Annotated in this window: 1 pseudogene; it reads right to left on the bottom strand. The window is 38.7% G+C overall.

The annotated features are described in order from the left end of the window. Positions 1-236: 236 nt before the first annotated feature. Positions 237-745: pseudogene (locus BIY29_RS19925) on the bottom strand (IdsF); the annotation flags it as partial.

The following is a 745-nucleotide window of genomic DNA, read 5'->3' on the forward strand; positions in this document are numbered from 1 at the left end:
TACTTTTATATGATTTAAAAGAAAACAGATATTTTTTATTAATATCCGTTTCGGCGTTGACAGAAAAAGATAGCGCCAACAGTAAAAACAAATCTATATTGAATAAGCGTAAACCTGAATGATGATATTTTTCTTTTAAACTCACGGCAAATATCCTTATTTTTAATCTCTTTTTTAATTTTATCGCTTAAATACGGCGGCAAGCTATTTCCTTGCCACCGTTCCACCGTCAAAAATCATCTCACCAATATCACCTTGCCATCGATTATTGAAAAATAGGGATTGTAACCAAAGGCAATATCATCCTTCGAATCTTTAAATTGTAATGGTGAAACTTGAAAGAAACCGACACCCAAGCGAAAGATACGTCCGCCACGGTATGTTATTAACTTATAATCGTCCCATTCAATCGGTACCGGGGTGAATTGCTTATCGATAACATGCTGGGGGAAACCGCTGGAAATAAACATCATTCCGGTCGTGGAGCCTTCAGCATAGGCCATCTCCTGGTTAGAGAGCTGCGTGATTTTTTTCAGCCCTTCAATATCCCGGTTTTTCATCATCAGCCAGATATCCGTATAGGCCATTCTGATTTCCACAAGGTCATTTTCGGTAACCGGCGTCGCATTGACCCACGACCATCTCGGTAAGCCTTTAAGTATGATATTGCTTCTCAGCTTATACAGACCATAGTCTTTCTCATTCTTGGTATAACCTTCCCATATTTCCGTACTAAATATAGTAC

The sequence above is a fragment of the Brenneria alni genome (assembly GCF_003666245.1).
In the GTDB taxonomy this organism is placed as follows: domain Bacteria; phylum Pseudomonadota; class Gammaproteobacteria; order Enterobacterales; family Enterobacteriaceae; genus Brenneria; species Brenneria alni.